We start from the raw sequence: 24,726 nt of genomic DNA on the forward strand, positions 1-24,726 counted from the left end.
GGCGATGCAAGTCGCCGTGACGTGTGGGTTTCCGGAAATATAGCACCTTCGCACCGGACTGCCGACGCCGGGTGCGGCTCGCTAGCGGACTGGGTGGCAGAAGATCGGGCATGGTCGTCGGGCATCGTGGCAATGCCATATCTACGTGCCAGATGTCCGTTCGGATGCAACCGGATCGATGCGTCAGGTTTTCCTGCAAAGCCGGTCCATGTTCACCGGCGGCTCCTTAAGCATGCGGATGTTGCGCGCCACGATTTCCAACATGACCACGTTGGGATGCTGCTGCGCGATGGCGTCGCCGTCGAGCTCACGCCCCAGCGCCGACCAGGTCGTCGCAAAGTCCTCGCCCAGAAACGGCAGCAACTCTGCCGCAAACGAATCCCGGTACATCACCAAGTGCCCCTTGCCTGCCGCGTTGGTCGACGAACCGGCAAGCTCATCGCCCTGCCATACCGCTTGCCGCTCAGGCTGCCGCTTGAAACGCGGGGCGTAGTCCTCGAAATACCCGGGCAGCGACAACAAGTTGACGGCGATATCGCCCTTATCGAACTTAGCTTGCGTCACCGTCCAGTTCGACAGTTGCGTCCATCGGCTAGGCGACGCCACGCGATCGGCGGCCAGGCGCTGCATGATCGCTTGATAGCCGTAAAACGCGCCGAGCGAATTCCAGTGCGTGTCGGTACGCATGTACAGGTCGTACGGTGCCTGCGCCTTGGCGTTCTGCACGACGCCGCGCAAATCGATGATCTTCAGCGCCGGTGCCGCCGTGCGAAGCGACTCGATGAGCTGATCGGCGTTCGACTTGGCATCGGCGGGTATATGGATGCCGAGTTTTTCCGGGTAGATGGCTTGCTTATCGGGCGCGACCACGAAATAGAACGGAATGCCGCAGGCGGCGAGCGCCCGATCGGCCTGAATCACGTTATCGGTGGCGAGCCGCAGTTGCGAGGCGGATAGCGGGTCTTTCCCCAGCGTGTCGGCAAAGTGCGGACGCCCCGGCACGTAGTACTGATCGTAGAAGAGCCACTTCGACGGGCCGATCACCACATCTTGATTCGATGGCGTGCCCGTACGCGCCATTTGCAAACGCGAGCCGTAGTAGACCAGCGCATCGCGCATCCCGAACCGGTCGCTGAACCACCGGTCCGTTTCTTGAAACAGATGAATGGAGAGCGCCGGCGCCGGGGACATTTTCCGATTCTCGTGCAACGGCGCTGGCGCAAAACTCGTGCGGCCGAACCATACGGCCGGCAAGGCGATCAGGGCGAGAAATACCGCAACGACCGCATAGCGGTTGAGTCTGGCCGCGAGCGACTTTGTCTCGCTGGTCGTAAAGGTCGAATTCTGGAGCATCCCCGAGACTCAGAAACGGAAATAGATGAACGGGTTGTACTGGCCCAGCGCGATCGACATCGCCGAGAGCGTCAGCGCAGGCGCCACGAAGGCTGCCGCCACAAAGCCGTCCAGATTTCGGGCCTGCAATGCCGCCCAGACGTTTCGAAACGCCGATTTCGCCATCGGAAACGCCCCCAACGCCAGAATGACGGCAAGCCCCAACAGCCAAGCCAAATGGGGCGTGAACAACGCGGAGAACGTGACGTCTGCCGGTGCCGTGCCGCCCACGCCGAACAAAGCCGCGTAGAAATCGCCCGCGTGCGCCACGGTGTCGGTGCGGAATAGCACCCATGTCAGCATGACCGCGAGCAATACGTAGGCATGCTTGACTGCTACGAGGGCCACGACGGCGCGCGAACGGATACGTGCGCTATCGAACAAACGCTCGAACGTCAGCAGCGCCCCGTGCGCCGCCCCCCAGATCACGAAGTTCCACGTTGCGCCGTGCCAGAAGCCGGTCAGCAGAAAGACGATCCAAAGATTCACTAGCGTGCGGCTGGGCCCCTGACGATTGCCGCCGAGCGGAATGTAGACGTAATCGCGAAACCAGGTCGACAGCGAGATATGCCAACGGCGCCAGAAGTCCTGCATCGACTTGGCCGTATACGGATAGTTGAAGTTCTCCGGAAAACGAAAGCCGAACATGCGCGCCAGCCCGATCGCCATGTCCGAATAGCCGGAAAAGTCGAAATAGATTTGCAACGTATAGCAAAGCAACGCCAGCCAAGCGACCGACGCTCCAAGGTGCCCGGCGGGCACGCTGAAACCGGCATCGGCAACGAGCCCAAGCTGATTGGCGATCAACACCTTCTTCGCCAGCCCCATCGTGAAGCGCAAGACCCCTGCCGTCACATCGTCGAGCGACGCGACGCGTGCGCGCAACTGCGCCTGTATATCCTTGTAGCGAATGATCGGACCGGCAACTAGCTGCGGGAACAGCGTGATGTAGAGCGTGTAATCGACGATGTTGCGGTTCGGTTCGGCATTCTTACGATAAATGTCGACCAGATACGAGATGGCATGGAACGTGTAGAACGAAATGCCAATCGGCAGCGGCAGCGGCCGGATTACGAGGGGATCAAGGCCCGCAGGCACGAGCAGCGCATTGAGGTTGTCGGCAGCAAAGCCGCTGTACTTGAATACGCCGAGCAAAAACAGATTGATGGCGACACCGATGCCCACCACCCGGGCGCGGTTTTTCGCGCGCCCGATGGCAATAGCCATGCGGTAATTGATGCCGATCGACACCAGCATCAGCAGCAGAAACCGAGGCTCGCCCCATGCGTAAAACACAATGCTGGCGAGCGCGAGCGTGAAGTTGCGCCACGCGCGCGGACTGAGGAAGTACGCCAGCAATGTGAGTGGGAGAAAGAGCCCGAGAAAGGCAATGCTGCTAAATACCACCGTCGACCCTCTGCCTGAGAAAGTTGCTATTGCCGGACAAACGCGAAATGGTACCCCAAAGCCTGCGGATACCGCCGCGTAGATTCAGCAAAAAACGACCTGTCAGGCCCCTGCCGTCAGAGCGTCGCGACCTCCAGAATGGCCTCGGCAAATGCCTTCGGCGCTTCCTGCGGAAGATTGTGGCCGACGCCATTGCCGATATCGCGGTGTCGATACTTGCCGGTGAATTTCTTGGCGTAGGCGGCAGGCGGCGGATGCGGCGCGCCGTTCGCCTCGCCTTCGAGCGTGATGGTCGGCACGGTAATGACCGGCGCACCGGCCAATCGCTGTTCGAGCGCGTCGAACCGGGCCTCGCCCTTGGCCAGCCCCAGCCGCCACCGGTAGTTGTGAATCACGATCGCCACGTGATCGGGATTACGAAACGATGCCGCCGAGCGCGCGTAGGTCGCGTCGTCGAAATGCCACTGCGGCGACGCCGTTTGCCAGATCAGCTTATTGAAGGCGTCGGTGTTGGCGGCATAGCCCTGCGCGCCGCGCTCGGTGGCGAAGTAGAACTGGTACCACCATTGCAGTTCGGCCTGCGGCGGCAACGGTTGGCGGTTGGCTTCCTGACTGCCGATCAGGTAGCCGCTGACCGACACCAGCGCCGTCACCCGCTCCGGCCACAACGCAGCCACGATGTTCGCCGTGCGCGCGCCCCAGTCGTAGCCGCCGAGAATCGCCTGATCGATCTTCAGGGCGTCCATGAGCGCGATGACATCGACGGCAACGACGGCTTGCTGGCCGTTTCGCGGGGTCGCCGCCGACAACAGACGCGTGGAACCGTAACCCCGCAGATACGGCACGATCACGCGATAACCAGCCGCTGCCAGCAACGGCGCCACATCGACGTAGCTATAGATGTCGTACGGCCAGCCATGCAACAGGATGACTACCTTGCCGTCCTTCGGGCCCGCTTCGGCATAGCCGACGTTGAGGTCGCCCGCCTCGATCTGGCGAATGGCCTCGAACGAGGTGTGGCCACCGGCCGGAAGGCCCGCGATTGACGACGACGTTTGCGCGGTCTGCGCACGAGCCAGTTGGCTAAAACCGAGATCGGCAAGCGTGACGCCTGCAAGGGTGGTGCCGAGAATGCGACGGCGGCGAAGGTTCACCGGATTCGACATGACTGATGTCCTCTCTGATTGGGGTGTTGGAAGCGTTCCGCGTATCGCGTACGGCTGTCATCGACTTCCACGAGGGCCGTCGAGGCGTGCCGTCATGCGGTTGGAACGCTTGGACAGAGTTATATCCGGCCGAGCCCGGGCATTTATGTCCGAATGTATCTGCCGCCGCCAGCGACACACACGAATTCAAAAAAGCCCGCCGTGGTAGCATGCCCGCTTTCGATGGCACCCACTTTGGGCACCGTCCCTTTGGTAACGAGTGACGCGTTGGTGACGTGCGTCACGCTCCGGCACGTACGCCCTGACCTCGCCTGATCCACGCCTGATGATTAGCACTTCACGCAGACGCTTATACGCATGGCTCGGCCTCGCCGCCATGTGGCTGGCCGTCTGCATGCCTGCGATCAGTCAGGTGCTCGCGGCCCATCGTGCCGCCGCCGACCGGCCCATCGATGTGGCGTTCTGTACGGTCGACGGCAAGACGCAGACCGTTGTGCTGACGTCGTCGAATGTGTCGTCGAATGCGTCATCACATACGCATGACGCCGTCGGCGCTTCCGCGCAGCACGATCAGGCCGCCCACGCCGCGCACGCGGATCAGGGCGATGTTTGCGGCTATTGCTCGCTGCTCGCGAACCATCCGCCGCTCACGCTGCCCGCGCTGTCCGGCGCCGTGTCGTTCGCGTGGATTGCTCGCGCCGGTCCGTCGGTCGGTGTCGCCCCCCTCACCTCCCGCATTGCCGTCGCGCCACCTGCGCGCGCGCCCCCCGTCCTTTCCTGATATCGCGTCATGAACGGCCCTTCACCGGCTTCGGTGACGGCGCGCCGTTCCTTGAGTGCGCCCGGCCGCGCTGCGTTTGGCGGCGGCCCAGCGTGTCATCTCGGCAATGTCATGGAATCGTCTGCTCATGCAAGTCTCCTATACCCCGGCTCGCGAAGCCCAATCCACCGGCACGGCCGGTCAATACCGCACGCTCTGGCGCTGGCATTTCTACGCTGGCCTGTTCGTCATGCCGTGGCTCATGGTGCTGGCCATTACCGGCACGCTGTATGTCTTCCAGCCGCAAATCGAGTCGTGGCTGTACCACGATCGCCTGATCGTCACGGCCCAAAACACGCCGCGCTTGGCTGAACAGACACTCATGGAACGCGCGGCGGCGGCATTGCCGACGGGCGCGCAAATCAGTTCGGTGGAGGTCAACCGCGACCCGTCGCGCAGCGCCGAGTTCATCTTTCGCCTGCCGGGCGGCGAGCGTGAAAGCGTCTACGTCAACCCGTATACCGGCACCGTGCTCGGCACGCTGAGCGTACAAAACCGGCTGATGGCACAGGTACGCCAACTGCATCGCTCGCTGATGCTGGGCAAACCCGGTGAGTTGCTGATGGAGCTGGCGGGTTGCTGGACGCTCGTGATGCTGGCGACCGGCGTCGCCCTCTGGTGGCCCCGCGCGGGCACCTCGTGGGCCAATGCGTTGCGTCCCCGTTTGCAGTTGCGCGGGCGGCCTTTGCTGCGGAATTTGCACGGCGTGGCGGGTTTGTGGCTGGCGGCGGGCGGGCTGGCGTTCGTACTCACGGGACTGCCGTGGTCGGGATCGTGGGGCAAACAGTTCAAGGCGTTGGCCACGCAAGCTGGCATGGGTTCGCCCCCCGGGGCATGGGGCGAAGCGCCGGTGCGCTCGCAACTGCCCGCCAAGCCGATGAAGATGGACGACCTGCCGCTCGCCCAAATGCCATGGGCCGTAGGCGATACGAACGTGCCGACGTCAGCTCACGCGGGACATTCCACGCACGAAGATCACGCAAATCATTCAGGCCATGAAGGCCATGCCGGACACGAAGGCATGAGCGCGATGGGCATGTCGCCGACGCAGTTACGTGCCGAAGGGGCACTGCCGATCGATCGCGTCATCGATATCGCCGCCAGCAATGGCGTGACCAGCGGCTACAGCCTTGTCGTCCCGTCGCGCCCGGACGGCGTCTACACGGTGTCGTATTTCCCTGCCGACCCGCGCGTCGAGCGCACGCTGCACATCGATCAATACAGCGGAAAGGTGCTGAACGACATCGACTACGACGCTTACGGCGGCGTCGCCCAAGCGATCTCGTACGGCACATCACTGCACATGGGGCGCTTTTTCGGCGCGGCCAACCAGTGGCTGTGCGCGCTGATTTCGATGGGGCTGTTCGCGATCGCAGCAACGGGGGCCGCGATGTGGTGGATTCGCCGCCCTGCTCGCACGCTGGGCGCGCCCACGCGCAGCCTGACGCGCCCGCCCATGCGCGGCTGGATCGTCAGCATGGTCGTGCTGGGCGTCGTCTTTCCGTTGATGGGTACGACGATGCTGCTGGTCTGGGCGGTCGACCGCGTGATCGTCAGGCGCCGACGTGCGGCTACGCCGCCGAGCGCGCAATCGTCGTAATCGTTGCCGTCGAGCAGGATGTCGAGCGCCGAGGCTCAGGTGTCTTGCGATGGCGGCACACCCACGTAAGCCGCGCGCGGCCGGATCAGGCGGGTGCTTTCGCGTTGCTCTTGGGCGTGAGCAATCCACCCGATCGTGCGGCCCAACGCGAACAGGCCGAAGGCTGCGCCCAGCGGCAGTTGCAAATGACGTCGTACCGCCACCAGGGCGAAATCGAGTGACGGGCGCCGGCCGATCAACGTGTCGGCCGCGTCGATCATCGTTTGCCACGCGGGATGCATCGGCAGCACGCGCGCCAGCATTGCGCTCGCCCGCACGTCGCCTGCGGGATACAAATGGTGTCCGAAACCGGGCAGCTTCTCGCCACGCGCCAGCCGCTCGCTCATGCGCGCCGCAACGTCGATTTCGCCAACTTCGTCCCACATCGCCTCATTGCGCGCGGTCGTGCCGCCGTGGCGGGTGCCGGTGAGGGCCGCCAGCCCGGCAATTACCGACGCACGCAGGCTCGCGCCGGTCGACGCGACACATCGCGCTGTAAAGCTCGACGCATTCAGTTCGTGGTCAGCACACAGGACCAGCGTCATGCGGATCAAATCTGCGCCATCGGCATCGTCGATTCCCCATGCACGTGCGCACTGTTCGTGAATGGGCGCGGTGCTTGGCGGCGTGCCCAGCAGACACGCCGTCATCACCCGCAGCAACGCGCCGCTGCCTTGGGCGACGCGCACCGGGTCGCGTTGCCAGATGGCCGTCGATGCATCCTCGCTCGCCACGGTGAAACACGGCAGCAGCGCGGCCTCTGCCCGCTGCCCCCGGTAGCGCTCCAACGTGAGCACCGGCCAGTCCGATGCCTTCGGTAACCCGACATCGCCAAACGCGGTGCACTCGTCGCACTGCCATAACCATGCGGCGATCGCTTCGACGGACTCGGTGCGCGCCATCGTCAACGCGTCGCGCCCCCGGTAGTAACACCGGCCGTCATCGATCAACGTGATCGCCGATTCGAGCACCGGCGTCCCCCAATCGAGCGCGGCCTTCACCACTTCCTTCGGCTTACGGCCCCGCGTGCGTTGCGCTGCCAAGCGCTCGACTTCGGCCACGCGGTAGCGCCGCTCGCGATGCGTCTTGCCCGGTTCGGCATGCAACAGCCCCCGGCTCACGTAGGCATATAACGTCTGCAACGAGACGCCCAAACGTTCGGCAGCTTGTGTCGCAGTGAAATAGTTCGTCATCTTATCAATGAGTTATCTGTGTTTTCGAAGGTATTGCCCGAGAACAAAACGACAACAGATTGACTAAGTTAATCAATATTGACAATAAAATCCATCGGCATAAGCTTCAATGCGCCGGCAGTTTCGCATCGCGACTGATTGCGATGTTTCCACCGATTCATTGAGGACTTCCTCATGCGTGTTACTGACCCCCGCGAACTCGACGCGGTACCGCTCGCCGACGACAGCACTTTCGCTGCCGACTATTTGCGCGAGATGCTTCAAGCCATCGACCACGGCGTTACGGGCAACGCTGGAGTGCCCGCACTGGATACCGCCGCCGTCACGCTCAGCGGACACGCCGCGTTGCCCTGCGCGTTCCCGTTCACCGATTTCGCCACCGCCTCGATTGCCACGGCAAGCCTCGCGATCGCCGCGCTTGCCACCGGGGAAGCCGGTGGCTATGGCCTTACCGGCGGCATAAAACTCCCCGCCGTGAATGTGGACCGGCGATTGGCGTCGTTCTGGTTTCAGACCACGTTTCGCGCGCAGGGCTGGACGTCGTCGCCGTTGTGGGACCCGATTGCTGGCGATTACCAGACTTCCGACGGCTGGATTCGTCTGCACACTAATGCCCCGCATCACCGCGCTGCCGCACTCGCCGTCCTTGGCGTGCCGGGCGAACGCGACGCGGTGACGCGCGCCGTGGCAACGTGGCAAGCGGATGCGCTGGAAACAGCCGTCGTGTCTCAGGGTGGTTGCGCTGCCGCCATGCGAACCCTCGCGCAATGGGACGCGCATCCGCAAGGCTTGGCCGTCGCCGCTGAGCCGTTGCTGCACTGGCACACGTTCGATGCGGGCGCAGACGCCGCGCGCGACACCGCAGCGTGGCGTCCGTTGCCGGGCCGCCCGCTTTCGGGCATTCGTGTGCTGGATCTCACGCGCATTCTTGCCGGGCCGACGGCGACGCGCTTTCTCGCGGGATTTGGCGCACAAGTGCTGCGCATCGACCCGTTCGGCTGGGACGAGCCCGGCACTGTGCCGGAAGTGGTGTTGGGCAAACGCTGCGCACGTCTGGATTTGAAGCGCGAGGCCGATCTCGCCACGCTCGAAGCACTGCTGCGCGACGCCGACATCGTCGTTCATGGCTATCGGCCGGATGCATTGGAACACCTTGGCTTTGGTGCCGCGCGCCGCCGTGAGCTCAATCCGGCACTGATCGATGTGTCGTTAGATGCCTACGGCTGGCAAGGTCCTTGGCACGCCCGGCGAGGTTACGACAGCCTGTTGCAGATGAGCGCCGGAATTGCCGATGCGGGCATGCGCGCCGCCAACGCGGCACGGCCAGTGCCGTTGCCCGGGCAAGGCATCGATTACGCAACGGGATATCTGATGGCGGCGGCGGCCGTGCGCGCGCTGGCACGGCGTCAGACGCAGGGGCTTGGCGCGACGATTCGCGCTTCGCTTGCCCGAACCGCGCGTTTGCTGGTCACCCATCGCACGCAGGCCCCACCCCCGCCGCCCTTGGCTGCGGAAACCGCCAACGACCTGTCGCCGCGCATCGAAGACACGTCTTGGGGAGCAGCACGGCGCGTGGCGACACCGATGACGATTGCCGGAGTTCCCGTCGATTGGGCTTTGCCCGCGATGGCGCTGGGTACTGCGGCACCGGTGTGGCCCTGACTACGAGGGCCGAAAACGCTGGTGTTCGATGTGTTGTCAGACGCGTCGACATCAAAGTCGGCCCGGGGGCGGCGACGCCCCTTTGCGTTAGTCGATGCTGTGATGCCCCGCCGCCCCCGCCTGCCGGGCCGCGCGCAGTTCGCGTTCGGCCTGACTGAGCAGCGCTGAGATGTCCGGCACGGCCGACGATGCCCCGTCGGCCGCGTCTGCCTCGTGGGCCGGGGCGCTGTCGACGGTCGCCGGTTTGGCCATGGCGATGCCGAAACTTGCCGTGATCGTAAGCACCGCGCCGTCACCCAACGGCAACGTGCTCGCTTCGATGCGCCCGCGTAGCAGTTCGGCAAATTGTTGTGCGCGAGACTCATCGAGCACGCGAGCGAGTACCACGAAGGCGTCCGCGCCCAGACGACCAACGACGTCCCCCGGCTGGCAAGTGTTCAGGCACACCGCGCTCACCCGGCGCAAGAGATCGTCACCGATGTGATGGCCCCACGTGGCGTTGATTTGGGTGAAGTTGTCGATATCGAACTTGATCAACGCGACGCGTCCCGGGGCGGGCATCGCGCACAACGCCCGCGCGTGACGCTCGAAAGCGCGCCAGTTCAAGAGGCGCGTCAGCGGATCGGTGTCGGAGAGCATCTCGAGTTCCCCCACCAACCGTGCCCGCTCGCGGCGCAGTTGCATCAGCTCGATGCCGCTCAACTGCAAGATGCGCAGCGCCTTGAACATCGTGCGCACTTCCGGGCGATGCATCGACGGCGCTTCGCTGATCGGTGCCATATGCGGGTCGCCCTTAGCGAGCGCATCGATCACGCCGGCGGCCGTTTCCAGCGGATACACCACGTTGCGCCGGAAGTTGCGCATGACCAGATAAATCAGCAGAACGACGGTGATCTCGATCACCGCAGTCGCAATGAGCAGCCGCAGCGCATACGTTCGCCGCGCCTCGACTTCCGCTTGCGCCAAGTTCAGCATCTCGTCGCGAAAGTCGGTGATCGAGCGCATCGTCGGCACGTATTGGCGGGCAAACGTCGCGGTCGAAAACGGAGCGGGTTTGGGCTGGCTGGCCAGCGTTCGCACCGTCGCTACATAGTGCAGGCCTGCGCCGAAGTACTGCGTGTTGAGAGCCGCCACAATGCCGGGGCGCAATGCCGACGGGTCGGATAGGCGCGACGTGATCATCTCGCGCAACTGTTCGATGCGTCCGAGAATCCGTTCGATGGCGCGTTGATCCGCTTCGGTCAGCGTTTGGCCGGTGGTGAGCGATGCGGTGAATTGCGAGCCGAGTTGCCCCGCATATTCACGCAGGTCGGCCGCCAGACGGGCAAGAATGATGTAGTGCAGCGCTTCGGGTGCGCCGCGTGCGACGACGTCGATCCGGGTGGAGGCCACCGGCGAGAAGTCGGCAATCACGCGGATCATGCGGCTCACGGCGTCTCGCACTGCGGCGTCGCTACGCAGCTCGCGCGGGCGCTGCACCAGCAAATCGACGTTGGCGCTGGCGGCGGCCAAATCCAGTCGCGCCTTTTCCACCGCACGCAGACTGGTGCCGCAGCTCTCGCAGTGGTCGGACGAAAGGACGTAAAGGAGTCGATCAAGTTGTGCGTTCGTGGCTTCTCGCGCCGCTCTGAGCGAACTGACGGCCTCCTGCGGCAACGGCAGATCGGCACCGAGCACCGCATTGGCAGGTCCGCGCTCTGCGGACGCTTTTTCCATAGCCAGCAACGTGGCTCGCAAGGCATCGAACGCCTGATCGGCATCGCTGGCACGTTGATACGAGCGCCAGGCCAATGTCAGCAATCCGGCGCAAAGCACGATAACGACAAACACAATGGCCAAATTCTGCAAACGCAGACGGCCCGTAAGCGGCGAGGCAGACAGTAAATAGCGCTTCATTCAGGATCACGCCGTCGGCCAAACGGCACGTATTCCCCTTGGAACTGTCACCGGCGGCAAGCCTGAAACAGCAGCAAACAACGGCTGACGGCGACAACGCACGCCCGGCACTTGGCGTTCAAGCGTTGACGCCGCGAACGCCCCGGAACGGGGCATTCAGCGAGACGGCGCATTGTCTCATAGTGCGTTTCGCCATCGAGGACACATCCCAAATCAACGGGTATTACAGGTCCACGGCAAGCTCGGTTCCCTGCTTGATGGCGCGCTTGGCGTCGAGCTCGGCGGCGACATCCGCCCCGCCAATCACGTGCACACGAGCGCCGGCGGCTTTCAGGCCCGCTTCGAGTGCGCGCAACGGCTCTTGTCCGGTACACAGCACGACGTTGTCGACCGGCAGCACATGGGGCTGGCCGTCCAGCATGACGTGCAGACCGTCGTCGTCAATGCGCTGGTACGTCACGCCCGGAATCATTTCGACGCCACGGTGTTTGAGCGACGTGCGGTGAATCCAGCCGGTGGTTTTGCCTAGACCGTCGCCAACTTTCGAGGTCTTGCGCTGCATGAGATAGACCTTGCGCGGCGACGCGTCGAGTTCAGGCGCGCGCAGGCCGCCCGCGTGGGCGTAGGTCGGATCGATGCCCCACTCCGCGTAGAACTTCTCCGGCACCAGCGTGGCGCTCTCGCCCGCTTGCGTCAGGAACTCGGCGACGTCGAAGCCGATGCCGCCTGCGCCCAGCACGGCCACGGTCTTGCCGACCGAGGCGCCGCCTCGCAGCACGTCGATATAGCTGAGGACTTTCGGATGGTCGACGCCGTCGATCTCGGGAGTACGCGGCACGACGCCCGTCGCCAGCACGATGTCGTCAAAACCGCCTGCGGCCAACGACTCGACGCTCGCCCGGGTGTTCAGTTGCACCTTGACGCCGGTAGCTTGCAGTTCGTGACGGAAATAACGCAGCGTCTCGTAGAACTCTTCTTTGCCGGGAATGCGTTTGGCCATATTGAATTGGCCGCCGATCTCGCTATCGGCTTCGATGAGCGTGACGTCGTGCCCTCGGCGAGCCGCCACGGTCGCGGCGGCGAGCCCGGCAGGACCGGCGCCGACCACGGCGACGCGACGCACCCGGCCAGTCGGCTCGATGCGCAATTCCGTTTCGTGGCAGGCGCGCGGATTGACCAGACACGAGGTGATCTTGCCGCTGAACGTGTGGTCGAGACACGCCTGATTACAGCCGATACAGGTGTTGATGGCGTCGGCCTGGCCGGCGGCGGCTTTATTGACGAATTCCGGATCGGCGAGCAGCGGTCGGGCCATCGACACCATGTCGGCCTCGCCGTCCGCAAGAATGCGCTCCGCCACGTCGGGCATGTTGATGCGGTTGGTCGTGATGAGCGGAATGCCGACGTGGCCTTTGAGCTTGCCGGTCACCCAAGCGAACGCCGCACGCGGCACGCTCGTGGCAATGGTCGGAATGCGGGCTTCGTGCCAGCCGATGCCAGTGTTGATGAGCGTCGCGCCCGCGGTTTCGACCGCTTTGGCGAGTCGCGCCACTTCGTCGAAGGTGGACCCGCCCTCGACCAGATCGAGCATCGAGAGCCGGTAGATGATGATGAACTCACGCCCCACGTGCTCGCGCACGCGGCGCACGATTTCCACGGGGAAACGGATACGGTTCTCGTAGCTGCCGCCCCACTCGTCGGTGCGATGGTTGGTGCGTGCGGCGATGAACTCGTTGATCAGATACCCTTCCGAGCCCATGATTTCGACGCCGTCGTAGCCTGCGCGTTGCGCAAGCGCGGCGCAGTTGACGAAGTCGTCGATGGTCGCCTCGACGTCGGCACTCGAGAGTTCGCGCGGCTTGGCGGGGGTGATGGGGGCCTGCAACGCACTCGGCGCGACGAGATCGGGGTGATAGGCGTAGCGGCCGAAGTGCAGGATTTGCAAAGCGATTTTGCCGCCCGCAGCGTGCACAGCTTCGGTGACCACGCGGTGCTTGTCAGACTCGTCTTCCGTGCTGAGTTTGGCGCCGCCCGCATACGGACGGCCTGCGTCGTTCGGTGCGATTCCCCCGGTGACCATGAGCGCCACGCCGCCGCGGGCGCGTTCGGCATAGAACTCGGCCATCCGGGCGAAGCCGTTGCGCGCTTCTTCCAGCCCGACGTGCATGGAACCCATGAGCACGCGGTTGCGCAAGGTGGTGAAGCCCAAATCAAGGGGTTGCAACAGGTGGGGATAGCCGCTCATCGCTGTCTCTCTCGCTTTTCGGCAGGTTTTGGGGGTGCATCCGGGAAGCATAGGACACGTCGGTGCGTGTTTCAGTTATGCAACCAGTTGCATAGTTTGACGGCGATTCTAAGGCGGCAGCGAGCACTATGCAACGGGTTGCATAGCTGGAATAGAGTACCTACACTGCCGGGCATGCCGCTCGCCCACGCCTTGATGACCTCGTTACTGGAGAAATCTTCTTCGGGATACGACCTCGCCCGCCGTTTCGACAAATCGATCGGCTTCTTCTGGCACGCCACGCATCAGCAGATTTACCGGGAGCTCGCCCGGATGGAGGCGGCCGGCTGGATTGTGTCGAGTGCTGCACCGGATGGCGGGCGCACGCGCAAGCGGGTGTATCGGGTGGTGGATGGCGGGCGCGATGAATTGCTCGCCTGGGCGGCCACGCCCACCGAGCCGTCGGATTTGCGCGACGACCTGATGGTGCGCCTGCGCACCGACGCGGCCATGGGGCCGCTGGGCTTGCAGCCGGAGTTACGGCGCCGCGCGCAACTCCATGCGGACAAACTCGCGGCTTACCGGGCCATCGAAGCCCGCGATTTCCCTGCCGGTGTTGCGCTTTCGCGCGAGCGCGCGTTGCAACGGCACATCCTGATGCTCGGGGTGAAATACGAACAAGGCTGGCTGGACTGGACGCGCGAGGCGTTGGGGTTGCTGGAAAAGTGGGATGGGGTCTAACGACCTACCCCACCAGATTGACGGCGGCACGCATTTGCGAATTCTCGAACGCCGGTGCAAAGGCGGTTAAATCCAACGCCTCCATACCAACGATCGGAGACACGGCAATCTCCCGCCATTTATTACTAATCGCTCACATATGGCGCTTTATTAAGCTTAATCGCGCTGTTGTGGGCGTTTATATCGCCACGAGATCGCGACACCGTAGACCTCACCGACCGGCAACGCCGTGAAAAGACTCAGAGGATCCCCACGCCGTGTCCTCTCCCTTTCGTCCCATTTTCTTGTCAACGGCCCGGCGCGCTGGCGCGTTTACGTCTCAAGTCGGCGTCCCGCTTACCGGCGGAGCGTCACCGTTGTCGGCTTTGTATTCGCCTCACCCTACGGCATTCATGGTGTTTTCTTCCAAGCCTTCCAAGTTTTTCCGCGGCGTACGCGCCCTGGCGTCCATTTCGGCACTGGTTGTAGGTGGTTTCCACCTCTCGCCAGCCCTGGCCAGCACGGTCATCGTGCTCGACTCCGGCGCCGCCCAACTCTCCTTGATCGATCAGGCCACGCATAAGGTCATCGGCACCATGCCTACGGGCAAAGAGCCGCACCACCTGATGATCACACCCGATAAACGCTCGCTCATCGTCGCCAACTCGGTCTCGAACAGCCTCATGTTCCTCGACCCGACGAGCGGCAAGCTCCAGCGTCAGGTCGCCGATATCGACGACCCGTACCAGCTCGGCTTCTCGCCGGACCGTAAATGGTTCGTCACCGCCGCGCTGCGTCTGGACCGGGTGGACCTCTATCACTACGACGGCGAAAACGTCACCGTCGCCAAGCGTATTCCGCTGGCCAAGACGCCCAGCCACATGACCTTCTCGTCCGACAGCAAGACGGTCTTCGTCACGCTGCAAGACTCGGGCGAACTCGTCGCGATCGACCTGCCCACGCAGACGGTCAAGTGGCGCATGCCGGTCGGCAAGACGCCTGCCGGCCTGTGGATGACGCCGGGCGATAAATACCTGCTCGTCGGCATGACCGGCGAAGACGATGTGGCCGTCGTCGACTGGCGCACGCAGAAAGTCGTCAAGCGCATTCAGACCGGACGCGGCGCGCACAACTTCCGCTCGCTCTCCGATGGCCGCCACATCGCCGTGAGTAATCGCGTCGAGAGCACGATCAGCATTCTCGATTACGAATCGCTGACCAAAGTCGCGGACATTACCGGCCTGATGCCGGGTCCCGACGACATGGAACTTTCGGCCGACAAACGCTATCTTTGGGTTACGTTCCGCTTTGCCCGCCACGTCGGCGTGATCGATCTGACCACGCGCAAACTGGTCGACCGCATTGCCGTGAACCGTTCGCCGCACGGTATTTTCTTTGCCGATCGAGCCCCTGTTCTCTCGCCGAATCCGGACTGACGAGGCCACCCGATGATTCAGGAAGCCATCAATTTCGTCGACAGCGGCATCTCGGCCGTGCAGACGCTCATCTATGTCGATGTGATTCAGCCCCTGCTGTTTCACTTCAACTTCATGGGCTATGACGACGATATTTACGACGCGCTTTATTTCGTCCTCATCGGCGTGCTGCAAATCGGCGTGTCGTATGCGTTGCTGCGCCCGCTCGAAGCGCTGCGCCCCGTGGAGAAGTGGCAAGACCGCCGCCAAGTGCGCGCCGACGTGATCTACACGTGGATCGCCAAGCTCGGCATTCTGAATCTGCTGTTCTTCGTGGTGCTTCAGCCGGTCTTCAACGAATTGCAGAGTCAGATGGTGATCCACGGTCTGCCGAGTATCGACCTCGACGGCCTATACCCCGGCGTGACCGACCTGCCGCTCGCCTCGTTCCTGATCTATTTGGTCGTGCTCGACTTCGCGGGTTACTGGTATCACCGCTGGCAGCACCGCTTCGGCGTCTGGTGGGAACTGCACGCCGTGCACCACAGCCAGCAACAGATGTCACTGTGGTCGGACGACCGTAACCACTTCCTCGACGACGTGCTGCAAGCCGCGTTCTTCGCGGGCATCGCGCTCTTCATCGGTGTGCAACCGGCGCAGTACGTGGTGCTGGTCGCGGTGAGCAACTTCCTGCAAAGCGTGCAGCACGTGAATGCCCGCCTGCCGTATGGCCGGGTGCTGGAACGCCTGATCGTGAGCCCGACGTTCCACCGCCGCCATCACGCCATTGGCTACGGTCACGAAGGCACGCGTTACGGCTGCAACTTCGGCGTGCTGTTTCCGTGGTGGGACATGGTGTTTCGCACCGCGTCGTGGGAACGTGCCGTCGAGCCGACCGGCATTCGCGACCAATTGCCCGCCCCGGAAGGCCGGTCGCGCCGCTACGGCATGGGCGTGATCGCGCAGCAAGTGCGTGCCTTCGGTCGCATCGCCCGCCGTCTGGCACCGCGCCGCGCCGCTGGCCGCACGACGGCCTAACGCTGCATCCGGGCGCAGATCCGGCGTCTTACGCCGGATGACATTGCGCATTGCGCAGTAACACGATGTAACAGGGGGCCTGTCACTGGCCCCCTGCTCATCCGCCCCCTCCCCACCCCCTGATTTCCGCACGAATTCCCCTGTCGTTACAGGCGTTTACGCATGCCCGCGTCAGGCGTCAGACCGTGTACACAGGTAAGATGCCGTAACTTCCAGCGCCTGTTCGGCCCGCCAAAACGGGCACCCCCGTCGCTAGACTGCTAAACGTGGCAACCCGGGCTCTTCCCGGGGGCATGGGCGGCGCTCGAGCGTCGCGCTGGAGGCAGATATGGAAGCAGCACCCGATACCGAATCGCAGCCGCCCAAGAAGCGGCGTCGCACGGCCTTATGGATTGCCCTCGTCGTACTCGTGCTCGTGGCATGGGTGGGCTGGCACCTCGCGCATCGGCCCAACACCAAGCGCGGCGCACAGCCGCAAATCGTTTCGGTCGCGCAAGCGGCTTACGGCGAAATGCCGGTGACACTCACCTCGCTGGGCACGGTCACCCCCGAGGCGACGGTCACGGTCCTGCCGCAGTTGAGCGGCTACCTCACGCAAGTCGGCTATCAGGAAGGTCAGGAAGTCACCAAAGGCCAGTTCCTCGCGCAGATCGACCCGCGTCAGTACGAAATCAGCAAAGAGCAGGCGCAAGCCCAACTCGCCAAAGACCGAGCCGCGCTCGCCCAAGCCAAGGCCGACCTCGCACGCTACACGCAGCTTCATCAGCAAAAGTCGATTGCCGAGCAAACGTTCGCCGATCAGCAGTTCCTCGTGGCGCAGGACGAAGCCGCCGTCAAAGCCGACTTGGCGAGCATCGCGCAATACGAACTCGACCTGACCTACTGCCGTATCACCGCGCCGGTGGCGGGCCGCGTCGGTCTGCGTCTCGTCGACGCGGGCAACTACGTGACGGCGACCAGCACGACCGGCATTGCCGTCATCACCAGCATCAAACCGACGACCGTCGAATTCACCGTGGCGCAAAACGCCTTGCCCGCCGTGATGAAACAGTTCCGCACCGGCAAGCCCCTCACGGTGACGGCCTTCTCCAGCGATAACAAAGAGCAACTGGCCACCGGCACGCTGTACGCCGTGAGTAACCAGATGGCCACCTCGACGGGCACGGTTACGCTGCGCGCACGGTTCGCCAACGACGATGAGGTGCTGTTTCCGCAGGAATTCGTCAATGTGACGCTGCTCGTCAACACGTTGGACCATGTCGTGCTTGTGCCCACACCCGCCGTGCAAAGCGGCGCGCCGGGGGAATTTGTCTACGTGGCCACGGCGAAGAACACGGCGTCGCTGCGCAAAGTCACGATCGGGCCGAGCGACGGCAAGCACACAGTCATCACCGCCGGTCTCAACGCCGGAGAAACGGTCGTGACCGACGGGATGGACCGCCTGAGCGACGGCGCGCATATCTCGCTGCCGACCCCGGCCAGCGGCGCGGCAGCGGCCACCGACGGCAGCCCGGCTTCGAGCGCTGGACATCGTGGCGGCCATCGCGGCGCTGGGGCTTCGGCCCCCGAGGCGACCGCCCCGGCGTCTGCGGCAGGTACTCAATAACGCCATGCCTGCCCGCACGAGACCCCGCATCCCCGGCGCCCGCTCATGAATTTCTCCCGCATCTTCATCCTGCGCCCGGTCGCGACCTGGCTGCTGATGATCGCGCTCGTACTCGTCGGTCTGGTGGCCGTACGCGTGCTGCCCGTCTCATCGCTGCCTAGCGTCGACTATCCGACCATTCAGGTGCAGACGTTCTACCCGGGGGCCAGCCCCTCGGTGATGGCAACGACCGTCACCGCGCCGCTCGAAGTGCAGCTCGGCCAGATTCCCGGCTTGCAGCAAATGATTTCGTACAGCGCCGAGGGCTCATCGGTCATCACGCTGCAATTCGATCTCGCGCTCAACCTCGACGTTGCGCAGCAAAACGTCCAACAGGCGATCAACGCCGCGAATAGCCTGCTGCCCAGCGGCCTGCCCGCGCCGCCGACGTACGCCAAGGTGAACCCGGCCGACCAGCCGATCATGACGCTGGCCGTCACGTCGAAAACGCTCTCGCTCACGCAGTTGCAAGACGCCGCCAACAACCGCCTTGCCGCGAAGATTTCGCAGGTGGCCGGGGTTGGCGTGGTCACGCTCGCCGGGGGCAACGTGCCCGCCGTGCGCGTGGAAGCCGATCCGCAGAAGCTTGCCGCCTACGGCCTGAACCTCGACGATCTGCGCACGCTGCTCGCCAACGTGAACGTTAGTCAGCCGAAGGGCAACTTCGACGGTCCCGAGCTCGATTACACGCTCGATGCCAACGACCAGATCTCCGATCCGCAAGACTATCTCGACACCGTCATCGCCTATCAGAACGGCTCGCCGGTGTATCTGCGCGACGTCGCCCACGTCGCCAAGGCGGCTCAAGACGTAGAGCGCGGCGCATGGTTCAACAAAACCCCGGCCATCGTGCTCAACGTGCAACGCCAGCCGGGTGCCAACGTCATCGCGACGGTCGATCAGATCAAACGCGCGCTACCGCAACTCGAAGCGACGCTGCCTGCTGGGATGGAAGTGAGCGTGGTGTCCGACAGCACGGGCGTGATCCGCTCGTCGGTGAGCGACGCCGCCTTCGAACTCGTGCTCGCCGTCGTGCTCGTGGTCGCGGTGATCTTCGTGTTTCTGCGCAACGTGCCCGCGACGATCATCCCGAGCATCTCGGTGCCGGTCTCGCTGATCGCCACGCTCGCCGTGATGTACGAGCTCGGCTACTCGATCGACAACCTCTCGCTCATGGCGTTGATCATCGCCACAGGGTTCGTGGTGGACGACTCCATCGTCATGATCGAGAACGTCGTGCGCTATCTAGAACAAGGCATGCCGCCACTTGAGGCGGCGCTAGCAGGCGCCGGGCAGATCGGCTTCACGATCATGTCGTTGACGATTTCGCTCATCGCCGTGCTCATCCCGTTGCTCTTCATGGGGGGCGTGATCGGTCGGTTATTCGGTGAATTTGCCGTCACGCTGGCCGTCACGATCGTGATATCGGCCATCGTGTCGCTCACCGTGGTGCCGATGCTCTGCGCGCGTATCCTGCGCGCGCAGGAAGACCGCCATCCGAGCCGCTTCGAACGCGTGAGCGAGCGGCTGTTCGACAAAACGCTCGCCGCCTACGAGCGCGGCCTGCGCTGGGTGCTCGATCACCAGTTGCTCACGCTGATCGTGGCGCTCATTACGGTCGCCCTCACGGTGGTGCTCTACGTCGTGATCCCGAAGGGGTTATTCCCCGTGCAGGACGTGGGCGTGCTGCAAGGCATTACGGTCGCCGATAACTCCGTCTCGTACTCGGCGATGGTCAAGCGTCAGGCGGCGCTGGCCAACGAGGTGCTGAAAGACCCGGACGTCACCTCGATCACGTCGTACGTGGGCATCGATGGCATCAACACCACGCTCAACAACGGGCGCTTCCTCATCAACCTGAAAGCCCGCGACGACCGCTCGGAGACCGCCGCCGAGATTGGCCGCCGCCTGCAACAAGCGACGGCGGGTGTGCCGGGTATCAAGTTGTATGTGCAACCCGCGCAGGATCTGACGCTCGATACGACCGTGTCGCCCAACCAGTACAAGTTCGTGCTGCGCGGGCCCGATCAGGCCACGCTCGCCAAGTACGTGCCGCCGCTCATCGCCCGCATGAAGAAGATCACGTCGATCACCGATGTGGCGAGCGATCTGGACACCAGTGGCCTGTCGATCCAAGTCGAAGTGAACCGGCAACTGGCCGCACGCTACGGTATTACGCCCGCGACCATCGACAACGCGCTTTACGACGCACTCGGTCAGCGCATTGTCTCGACGATCTTCCAGCAGTCGGCCCAGTACCGCGTGATTCTGGTGGCCAAGCCCGAAAGCCTGACGACCATCAACTCGCTAGGCACCATCTATCTACCGAGCCAGACGAGCGCCAGCGGTCAGGTGCCGCTCTCGGCCATTGCGAATCTGAAGGTCATCAGCACGCCGCTTGCGATCAGCCACTTGCAGCAGTTTCCAGCGGTGACGGTGTCGTTCAATCTGGCCCGCGACGCCTCGCTCTCCAGTGCGGTGAAGGAAATTCGCGCGGCACAACAGGCCGTGAATCTGCCGCCGTCCATTGCCTCGTCGTTCCAAGGCGCGGCGCAGGCGTTCGAAGACTCGCTCTCGAGTGAGGTCTATCTGCTGATCGCCGCACTCGTGGCGGTGTATATCGTGCTGGGCGTGCTGTACGAGAGCTTCATCCATCCGGTCACCATCCTCTCGACGCTGCCTTCGGCGGGCATTGGCGCGCTGCTCGCGCTGATGATCACCGGCAGCGATCTCGATGTGATCGGCATTATCGGGATCGTGCTGCTCATCGGTATCGTCAAGAAGAACGCCATCATGATGGTGGACTTCGCGCTCGACGCCGAGCGCAATCAGCACAAGCCGCCGCGCGAGGCCATCTTCGAGGCGTCGCTGCTGCGGTTCCGGCCGATTCTGATGACCACGCTCGCGGCCATGCTGGGCGCGCTGCCCATGCTGCTCGGCACGGGCACCGGCTCGGAACTGCGACGCCCGCTGGGTCTGGCGATCATTGGCGGGTTGATGCTCAGCCAATTGCTCACGCTGTTCACCACGCCGGTCATCTATCTCTACTTCGACCGCATGGCGGCCCGCGTGCGCGAGCGCCGGGAAGCCCGTCGGCTGAAACGCGGCGGTACGCCACCGCAGGGTCCGCAAACACCGAAGGCGCCGGATGAGCCGCCGACGGGAGATGCGCCGTGAACATGTCGGCGCTCTTCATCAAGCGCCCGGTCGCCACCACGTTGCTGGCGATCGCGGTGCTGCTGTCTGGCATTTTGGCGTACCTGCGCATGCCGGTGGCACCCCTGCCTAACGTGTCGTTCCCGGTGATCGCCGTGCAGGCAAGCATGGCTGGCGCCAGCCCGGAGATCATGGCCTCGACCGTGGCCGAGCCGCTTGAACGGCGGCTCGGCACCATTGCCGACGTGACCGAATTAACCTCGACCAGTACCGTCGGCTCGGTGTCGATTCCGGTGGTGTTCGGCCTGAACCGTGACATCGAGGGGGCCGCGCGCGACGTCGAAGCGGCCATTCAGGCCGCCCGAGCCGACCTGCCGACCACCCTGCGCAGCAACCCGAGCTATCGCAAGTTCAACCCGGCCGACACGCCGGTCATGGTGATTGCGCTCACCTCAGCCACACTGACCACGGCGCAACTCTACGATTCGGCCGACTCGATCATCCTGCAACAACTCTCGCAGGTGGATGGCGTCGGCCAGATCACGGTCGGCGGGGGTGCCCTGCCGTCGGTGCGTGTGGAACTGGAACCGGGCAAGCTCAATAGCTACGGTATCGGGCTGGAAGACGTGCGCGCAGCCATCTCGGCGGCCAATGCCAATAGCGCCAAAGGCCATCTGGATCAGGGCGATCAGCGCTTCGAAGTCACGTCCAACGACCAGATCAGCAAAGCGGCGGGCTATCAAAACCTCGTGGTGGCCTACCGCAACGGCGCGCCCGTCATGCTGCACGACGTGGCGCTCGTGCGCGACAGCAACGAAAACATTCGCAACGCCGGGCTGTTCAACAACAAGCCGTCGGTGCTCGTGATCGTCTACCCGTCGCCGGGCAGCAACGTGGTCAAGACGGTCGGACAAATTCGCCAGATTCTGCCGCTGGTCGAAGCCACGCTGCCGAGCGACATCAAAGTCAACGTCGCCCTCGACCGCTCGGTTTCGGTGGAAGCTTCGCTCAAGGACACCGAGCGCACGCTGATGCTCGCGGTGCTGCTGGTGATCGGCGTGGTGTTCGTGTTTCTGCGCTCGCCGCGCTCGACGCTGATTCCTGCCGTAGTGCTGCCGCTGTCGATCATCGGCACCTTCGGCCCGATGTATCTGCTCGGGTACAGCCTCGACAACCTATCGCTCATGGCGCTGACCATCGGCACCGGCTTCGTGGTGGACGACGCGGTGGTCGTGATGGAAAACATCGTGCGCCATCTAGAGTTGGGCGTGCCGCCGAAGGAAGCCGCGTTGCAAGGCTCGGCGGAAGTCGGCTTTACCGTGCTGTCGATGAGCCTGTCGCTGATCGCCGTGTTTCTGCCCATCTTGCTGATGCCGGGCATCGTCGGTCTGCTGTTCCACGAGTTTGCTGTCACGCTCTCGATCGCCATCCTGCTCTCGCTGGTGATCTCGCTCACGGTCACGCCGACGTTGTGCGCCTACGTGCTGACGCGGGAATCGGCCACATCGGAAGCGCGTTGGTCCGTGTGGGTCGGCCGTCAGTTCGACCGGTTCCGCGACGCTTACGCGCGCTCGCTCTCCGCCGTGCTCGATCATGCCGGGCTCGTCGGGCTGGTGATGATCGCGCTGCTGGTCGGCAATGTGTTTCTGTTCCGGCTATTGCCCGCGACGTTCTTCCCCGAACAGGACACCGGCATTCTGATCGGTCAGATCATGGCCGACCAGAGCATCTCGTTCCCGGCCATGCGCAAGAAGCTTGAACAGCTACAAACCATCGTGCAGACCGACCCGGCGGTGGCATCGGTGGCGGGCTTCACCGGCGGGCGCTCGCTCAATTCCGCCACGGTGTTCGTGCAACTCAAGCCGCTGGCCGAGCGTCATCTCTCGGCCGATGCGGTCGTGAACCGGCTGCGCCCGAAGCTCAACGCCGTCTCTGGCGCGCGCCTGTTCCTGCAAGCGCAGCAGGACTTGCGCGTCGGCGGGCGTCAGTCAGCGGCCGAATACCAATACACGCTCACGAGCGACGACGCCGACGCCCTGTACAAATGGGTGCCCAAACTCGTTGCCGAACTGAATAAGCACCGCGCGACGATGCTCGACGTCAACACCGACCTGCAACAAAACGGCTTGCAGATGTATGTCGAGATGCACCGGGCGACGGCAGCCCGCTTCAATCTGCAACCGAATCAGATCGATAACGTGCTTTACGACGCGTTCGGGCAGCGCACCGTCTCGACCATCTACAACCCCATCAATCAGTATTTCGTCGTGATGGAAGTCGCGCCGCAGTATTGGCAATACCCGAATTCGCTCAACCAGATTTACTTGAGTACCGCCGCAGGCAACGCGAGCGGCACGGCGCAAACGCAGATGTCCGGCAAAACCGTGAGCGGCGTCACGACGAAGACGACGGCCTCGGGCACCAACCCGCTCAACGCCAACGCGGTTGCCAACCAGCAGAACAACGCCATCGCCAACAGCCGGGGTGGCAATTCCAGCGGCAGCGCCGACAGTACGGCTGCCGAAACCATGGTGCCGCTCTCGGCGCTCGCCACCTTCTACCCACGGCACACGGCCACGCAGGTTAACCACCAGGGCGGCATGGTCGCGGCGACGGTCTCGTTCAACCTGCCTGCGGGCGGCTCGTTGAGTCAGGCGCAAGTCGCGATCGACGACGCCGCACGTGCCATCGGCATGCCCGCGTCGATCCACGGGGCGTTCGCGGGCGCCGCACAAGCGTTCTCGCAGTCGATGGGCACCGTGCCGTTGTTGATTCTCGCGGCGCTGGGCGTGGTGTATATCGTGCTCGGCGTGTTGTACGAGAACACCATCCACCCGCTGACCATCCTCTCGACGCTCCCGTCCGCAGGTATCGGCGCGACGCTTGCGTTGCTGATCTTCGGCACGCCGTTTTCGGTGATCGCCATGATCGGGATGATTCTGCTCATCGGGATCGTCAAGAAGAACGGGATCATGATGGTCGACGTGGCGATTCAGTTGCAGCGCAATCAGGGCATGGACGCCAAGCGCGCCATCCACGAAGCGGCCGTCGTGCGGCTGCGCCCGATCATGATGACCACAGCCGCAGCCGTGCTGGGCGCGGTGCCGCTAGCGATTGCGCTGGGGCAAGGGGCGTCGTTGCGTCAGCCGCTGGGGGTGACGGTCATGGGCGGGTTGCTGCTCAGCCAGATCTTCACGCTGTACACGACGCCCGTTATTTATCTGTATCTCGACCGGCTGCGCGAGCGCGTCGCGCGCTGGTCGAAACACCTGCCCTGGAACCGTCGCCAGAGCACGGAGGCTTGACCATGAAACCGATGACACCACCCGCTAACGCATCGCCTCCCGGGGCAG

Annotated in this window: 15 protein-coding genes; 9 read left to right on the forward strand and 6 right to left on the reverse strand. The window is 63.7% G+C overall.

Annotation, left to right across the window (positions count from 1 at the left end; translation table 11 throughout):
- Positions 1 to 183: 183 nt before the first annotated feature.
- The 3 genes from PPN31114_RS04520 to PPN31114_RS04530 all read right to left on the reverse strand — a co-directional run bounded on the left by PPN31114_RS04520 (position 184) and on the right by PPN31114_RS04530 (position 3,965).
- Positions 184 to 1,191, reverse strand: coding sequence for an alginate O-acetyltransferase AlgX-related protein (locus tag PPN31114_RS04520; protein ID WP_246182394.1), 1,008 nt, complete (start codon positions 1,189 to 1,191; stop codon positions 184 to 186).
- Between the two features lie 171 nt (positions 1,192 to 1,362).
- Positions 1,363 to 2,799 carry an MBOAT family O-acyltransferase gene (locus tag PPN31114_RS04525; protein WP_150678266.1) on the reverse strand — a complete coding sequence of 479 codons (1,437 nt, stop codon included), beginning with the start codon at positions 2,797 to 2,799 and terminating at the stop codon, positions 1,363 to 1,365.
- Between the two features lie 116 nt (positions 2,800 to 2,915).
- A complete protein-coding gene (locus PPN31114_RS04530; protein WP_150678267.1) occupies positions 2,916 to 3,965 on the reverse strand; it encodes an alpha/beta fold hydrolase in 1,050 nt (349 codons plus the stop codon).
- Positions 3,966 to 4,290: 325 nt separating this feature from the next.
- On the opposite strand from PPN31114_RS04530, the gene PPN31114_RS04535 reads away from it, so the two are divergent.
- On the forward strand, positions 4,291 to 4,746 hold the full coding sequence (locus tag PPN31114_RS04535; protein ID WP_150678268.1) for a DUF2946 family protein: 456 nt from the start codon (positions 4,291 to 4,293) through the stop codon (positions 4,744 to 4,746).
- A gap of 127 nt (positions 4,747 to 4,873) precedes the next feature.
- Complete coding sequence (locus PPN31114_RS04540; RefSeq protein ID WP_150678269.1) at positions 4,874 to 6,385, forward strand: PepSY-associated TM helix domain-containing protein; 1,512 nt, start codon at positions 4,874 to 4,876, stop codon at positions 6,383 to 6,385.
- A gap of 35 nt (positions 6,386 to 6,420) precedes the next feature.
- On the opposite strand, the gene PPN31114_RS04545 is transcribed toward PPN31114_RS04540, so the two are convergent.
- Positions 6,421 to 7,617, reverse strand: a complete 1,197-nt coding sequence (locus PPN31114_RS04545; protein WP_150678270.1) for a citrate synthase family protein — start codon at positions 7,615 to 7,617, stop codon at positions 6,421 to 6,423.
- 174 nt (positions 7,618 to 7,791) lie between these two features.
- On the opposite strand from PPN31114_RS04545, the gene PPN31114_RS04550 reads away from it, so the two are divergent.
- Entirely contained in the window at positions 7,792 to 9,279 is a 1,488-nt protein-coding gene (locus PPN31114_RS04550; RefSeq protein ID WP_246182395.1) for a CoA transferase, read from the forward strand.
- 87 nt (positions 9,280 to 9,366) lie between these two features.
- Here the strand turns inward: PPN31114_RS04550 and PPN31114_RS04555 are convergent, their stop codons facing one another.
- Positions 9,367 to 11,175 (reverse strand): GGDEF domain-containing protein, encoded by a 1,809-nt coding sequence (locus tag PPN31114_RS04555; protein ID WP_150678271.1) that lies wholly within the window; start codon positions 11,173 to 11,175, stop codon positions 9,367 to 9,369.
- A 223-nt stretch (positions 11,176 to 11,398) separates the two neighbouring features.
- Positions 11,399 to 13,420 (reverse strand): NADPH-dependent 2,4-dienoyl-CoA reductase, encoded by a 2,022-nt coding sequence (locus PPN31114_RS04560; RefSeq protein ID WP_150678272.1) that lies wholly within the window; start codon positions 13,418 to 13,420, stop codon positions 11,399 to 11,401.
- 174 nt (positions 13,421 to 13,594) lie between these two features.
- On the opposite strand from PPN31114_RS04560, the gene PPN31114_RS04565 reads away from it, so the two are divergent.
- The 6 genes from PPN31114_RS04565 to PPN31114_RS04590 all read left to right on the forward strand — a co-directional run bounded on the left by PPN31114_RS04565 (position 13,595) and on the right by PPN31114_RS04590 (position 24,678).
- Complete coding sequence (locus PPN31114_RS04565; protein ID WP_150678273.1) at positions 13,595 to 14,140, forward strand: PadR family transcriptional regulator; 546 nt, start codon at positions 13,595 to 13,597, stop codon at positions 14,138 to 14,140.
- Positions 14,141 to 14,532: 392 nt separating this feature from the next.
- Complete coding sequence (locus PPN31114_RS04570) at positions 14,533 to 15,555, forward strand: YVTN family beta-propeller repeat protein (RefSeq protein WP_150678274.1); 1,023 nt, start codon at positions 14,533 to 14,535, stop codon at positions 15,553 to 15,555.
- A 12-nt stretch (positions 15,556 to 15,567) separates the two neighbouring features.
- Positions 15,568 to 16,572, forward strand: coding sequence for a sterol desaturase family protein (locus PPN31114_RS04575; protein ID WP_150678275.1), 1,005 nt, complete (start codon positions 15,568 to 15,570; stop codon positions 16,570 to 16,572).
- 328 nt (positions 16,573 to 16,900) lie between these two features.
- The gene (locus tag PPN31114_RS04580; protein ID WP_150678276.1) at positions 16,901 to 18,178 is read left to right on the forward strand and encodes an efflux RND transporter periplasmic adaptor subunit; all 1,278 of its coding nucleotides are present in this window, start codon (positions 16,901 to 16,903) and stop codon (positions 18,176 to 18,178) included.
- A 45-nt stretch (positions 18,179 to 18,223) separates the two neighbouring features.
- Positions 18,224 to 21,394, forward strand: coding sequence for an efflux RND transporter permease subunit (locus PPN31114_RS04585; RefSeq protein ID WP_150678277.1), 3,171 nt, complete (start codon positions 18,224 to 18,226; stop codon positions 21,392 to 21,394).
- Entirely contained in the window at positions 21,391 to 24,678 is a 3,288-nt protein-coding gene (locus tag PPN31114_RS04590; RefSeq protein WP_150678278.1) for an efflux RND transporter permease subunit, read from the forward strand. The genes PPN31114_RS04585 and PPN31114_RS04590 overlap by 4 nt, the downstream gene beginning before the upstream one ends.
- The last annotated feature ends 48 nt before the right edge of the window (positions 24,679 to 24,726 follow it).

It is taken from the genome of Pandoraea pneumonica, assembly GCF_902459645.1.
Lineage (GTDB): Bacteria > Pseudomonadota > Gammaproteobacteria > Burkholderiales > Burkholderiaceae > Pandoraea > Pandoraea pneumonica.

What these genes read in the sequence shown, in the direction of transcription:
- PPN31114_RS04520 (WP_246182394.1), bottom strand. Translation starts at nt 1,191, where the DNA reads ATGTCCCCGGCGCCGGCGCTCTCCATTCATCTGTTTCAAGAAACGGAC.
- PPN31114_RS04565 (WP_150678273.1), top strand. Translation starts at nt 13,595, where the DNA reads ATGCCGCTCGCCCACGCCTTGATGACCTCGTTACTGGAGAAATCTTCT.
- PPN31114_RS04555 (WP_150678271.1), bottom strand. Translation starts at nt 11,175, where the DNA reads ATGAAGCGCTATTTACTGTCTGCCTCGCCGCTTACGGGCCGTCTGCGT.
- PPN31114_RS04570 (WP_150678274.1), top strand. Translation starts at nt 14,533, where the DNA reads ATGGTGTTTTCTTCCAAGCCTTCCAAGTTTTTCCGCGGCGTACGCGCC.
- PPN31114_RS04550 (WP_246182395.1), top strand. Translation starts at nt 7,792, where the DNA reads ATGCGTGTTACTGACCCCCGCGAACTCGACGCGGTACCGCTCGCCGAC.
- PPN31114_RS04560 (WP_150678272.1), bottom strand. Translation starts at nt 13,420, where the DNA reads ATGAGCGGCTATCCCCACCTGTTGCAACCCCTTGATTTGGGCTTCACC.
- PPN31114_RS04585 (WP_150678277.1), top strand. Translation starts at nt 18,224, where the DNA reads ATGAATTTCTCCCGCATCTTCATCCTGCGCCCGGTCGCGACCTGGCTG.
- PPN31114_RS04545 (WP_150678270.1), bottom strand. Translation starts at nt 7,617, where the DNA reads ATGACGAACTATTTCACTGCGACACAAGCTGCCGAACGTTTGGGCGTC.
- PPN31114_RS04580 (WP_150678276.1), top strand. Translation starts at nt 16,901, where the DNA reads ATGGAAGCAGCACCCGATACCGAATCGCAGCCGCCCAAGAAGCGGCGT.
- PPN31114_RS04575 (WP_150678275.1), top strand. Translation starts at nt 15,568, where the DNA reads ATGATTCAGGAAGCCATCAATTTCGTCGACAGCGGCATCTCGGCCGTG.
- PPN31114_RS04530 (WP_150678267.1), bottom strand. Translation starts at nt 3,965, where the DNA reads ATGTCGAATCCGGTGAACCTTCGCCGCCGTCGCATTCTCGGCACCACC.
- PPN31114_RS04540 (WP_150678269.1), top strand. Translation starts at nt 4,874, where the DNA reads ATGCAAGTCTCCTATACCCCGGCTCGCGAAGCCCAATCCACCGGCACG.
- PPN31114_RS04535 (WP_150678268.1), top strand. Translation starts at nt 4,291, where the DNA reads ATGATTAGCACTTCACGCAGACGCTTATACGCATGGCTCGGCCTCGCC.